Annotated in this window: 3 protein-coding genes and 1 pseudogene; all 4 read right to left on the bottom strand. The window is 60.5% G+C overall.

The window, feature by feature from the left end:
• Positions 1-204: 204 nt before the first annotated feature.
• A complete protein-coding gene (locus tag HX801_RS01305) occupies positions 205-996 on the bottom strand; it encodes an ABC transporter ATP-binding protein (protein WP_003220035.1) in 792 nt (263 codons plus the stop codon).
• Positions 997-1,013: 17 nt separating this feature from the next.
• Positions 1,014-1,751 carry an ABC transporter permease gene (locus HX801_RS01300; protein WP_102369535.1) on the bottom strand — a complete coding sequence of 246 codons (738 nt, stop codon included), beginning with the start codon at positions 1,749-1,751 and terminating at the stop codon, positions 1,014-1,016.
• Between the two features lie 16 nt (positions 1,752-1,767).
• Positions 1,768-2,490 carry an ABC transporter permease gene (locus HX801_RS01295; protein WP_003220032.1) on the bottom strand — a complete coding sequence of 241 codons (723 nt, stop codon included), beginning with the start codon at positions 2,488-2,490 and terminating at the stop codon, positions 1,768-1,770.
• A 100-nt stretch (positions 2,491-2,590) separates the two neighbouring features.
• Positions 2,591-3,039: pseudogene (locus tag HX801_RS01290) on the bottom strand (urocanate hydratase); the annotation flags it as partial.

Below are 3,039 nucleotides of genomic sequence, written 5' to 3'. Positions count from 1 at the left end.
TACCGGCCGGCTTGAGTGTTGTGAAGCAAAGGCACAAGCAAAAATCAAAAGCGGGCACGGTCCACTGTAGGAGCTGGCTTGCCGGCGATGGCATCAACTGGGTGTACCTGATACACCGAGGTGTCTGCATCGCCGGCAAGCCAGCTCCTACAGAAAAGCAGCTCTGCCTTCGCTCTGGATCTTGCCTTTGCTTTTAACACTCCACTACTCCGCACTACGCTGCGTATGACTCGATACAAACTGCCGAAACCGCTCCGTCGGCAACCCCTCAAACAACTCCGCCGGCGTGCCCTGGGCATCAATCAACCCATTGGCCATAAACACCACCCGATTGGACACATGCCGCGCAAACCCCATCTCATGGGTCACCACCAACATGGTCCGCCCTTCCTCGGCCAGCGACCGCATCACCCGCAACACCTCCCCCACCAACTCCGGGTCCAGCGCCGACGTCGGCTCATCAAACAACATTACTTGCGGGTTCATCGCCAACGCCCGGGCAATCGCCACCCGCTGCTGCTGCCCACCCGACAAATGCGCCGGGTAATAATCACGGCGATCATAAAGCCCCACCTTGTGCAGCAGTTGCTCAGCTTCCTCCACACACTCGGCCTTCGAACGCTTGAGCACCCGCATCGGCCCCTCGATGACATTTTGCAAAACCGTCATATGCGACCACAGGTTAAAACTTTGGAACACCATGCCCAGCTTGCTGCGCATGGTCTCCACCTGCCGCGTGCTGCCAGGCAACAACCGACCGTTGCGCTGGCGCTTGAGCTCGATGGTTTCGCCGTCGAGCACAATACTGCCCTCGTCCGGGGTTTCCAGCAGGTTGATACAACGCAGGAAAGTGCTCTTGCCCGAACCGCTGGCACCGAGGATGGAAATCACGTCACCTTTGTGAGCCTCCAGCGAGATCCCCTTGAGAACCTGTGCCGAACCGAAAGCCTTGTGAATGTTGTTAACCGTAAGGGCGCTCTGAATCTGAGTACTCATGACAAGCTCCGCTGCAATCAGGAATGAGAAATAGGTTCGGGGGTTTGCTTGACCGGCAGGTCTTTCGGCCGCTCACGCAGATGGGGCGACAGACGATGTTCAATCCAGGCCACCACACGCACCACCAGGAAATTCAGGATCAGGTAGATCAGCGCCGCACAAATGAACACTTCCATAGTGCGGTAGGTACGCTGGATGATTTGTTGCGCCACGCCGGTGACGTCCCACACGGTGACCAGGCTGGCCAGCGCGGTGGACTTGACCAGCAAGATGGCCTCGGTGGAATAGGCCGGAAGCGCCTGGCGCAAGGTGACGGGGCCGATCACTCGCCACAGCAGGGTCCAACGCCCCATGCCCACCGCCTGCCCCGCTTCGATCTGCCCTTGAGGCACGCTCAGCAGGCCACCGCGAATGATTTCAGCGGTGTAACCGGCGGTGCACAGCGCCAGGGAGACCACGGCGCAGCCATAAGGCGACCTCAACACCACCCACAGGAAGCTGTCGCGAATCGCCGGGAACTGCCCCAGGCCGTAATAGATCAGGAACATCTGGATCATCAGCGGCGTGCCGCGAAACAGCATGATGTAGAAACGCGCCGGGTAGCTGAGGAATGGCCAGCGGCTGACGCGCATGGACACCACGCCCAGCGACAGCAGCAACCCCAGGGTCAGGGACGAAAAAAACAAGGCCAGGGTGATGGGCAAGGCACCCAGCAACTTGAGCATGGTGTCGGCAAGAAAGGCGAAATCGATCATGGCAAACGGTCCCTTCTCACGACTGTGCAGGATTGCGCCGCTGCGTACGCTGTACGCGCGCTTCGGCAATATTGAAAAGACGGCCCGAAAGCCCGGTCAGAATCAGGTAGCACACGCCGCCGACAATGTAGAACGTGAAGTACTGGCGCGTGGAACCCGCCGCCACCTGGCTGGCGCGCATGAGTTCCACCAGGCCAATCACCGAAATCAGCGCGGAGTCTTTCAGGCTCATTTGCCAGACGTTGCCCAGGCCCGGCAGCGCGTACCGCCAGATCTGCGGGATCAGCACCCGGCGAATCCGCGTTGCGCGGTTCATGCCGATCGCCAGTGCTGCCTCAAGCTCACCCTTGGCCACCGCGATAAAGGCACCGCGATAGACCTCAGCCTGATACGACGCCGAGATCAATCCGACGGCGATGGCCCCCACCATGAACGGCGGGACATCGACATAGCCTTCACCGCCAAACCAGTGATTGACGGCCGTCACCACACTGGCACCGCCGAAATAGAACAGGTAGATCACCAACAGCTCCGGAATCCCCCGGAACAGGATGGAATAGGCATCCCCCAGGTATCGCAAGGCACGCTTTTTGGAAAGCTTGGCCATGGCCACCAGGCTGCCGACCAGCGCACCGACCACCAGCGCCGCAAGGGTCAACAACACGGTCATGAGGGCGGCCTTGAGCAAGGCCATCCCCCAACCCGTGTCGCCAAAACTGAGCATCTGCATGAGACTCATCAAGTCACTCCTACCGAAAACACATAAAGCACCGGAACCTTGAAATCCGTCTCAACCTGCCCGACGTCCATGAAGCAAAGGGTGCAACTGCCTGCCTGGTTTACTTGACCATCGGCAGGTTCAAACCCTGCTCCTTGGCGCAATCAATCGCGATCTGGTAGCCCGCATCCGCATGACGCATCACGCCGGTCGCCGGGTCGTTGTGCAGCACGCGCGCGATACGCTCGGCGGCTTCGTCGGTACCGTCGCAGACAATCACCATGCCCGAGTGCTGGGAGAAGCCCATGCCGACGCCGCCGCCGTGATGCAACGAAACCCAGGTCGCGCCGCTGGCGGTGTTGAGCAGGGCGTTGAGCAGTGGCCAGTCGGACACGGCGTCGGAGCCGTCCTGCATCGATTCGGTTTCACGGTTGGGGCTGGCCACCGAGCCGGAGTCCAGGTGGTCGCGGCCGATCACGATGGGTGCCGACAGCTCGCCGCTGCGCACCATTTCGTTGAATGCCAGGCCGAGCTTGGCGCGCTGGCCCAGGCCAACCCAGCAGATACGCG

Origin of the sequence: Pseudomonas sp. G1002 (assembly GCF_013385455.1) — a bacterium.
Taxonomy (GTDB): domain Bacteria; phylum Pseudomonadota; class Gammaproteobacteria; order Pseudomonadales; family Pseudomonadaceae; genus Aquipseudomonas.
The sequence above is the reverse complement of the archived record's forward strand: the minus strand, read 5'-3'. Positions and strand labels throughout refer to the sequence as shown.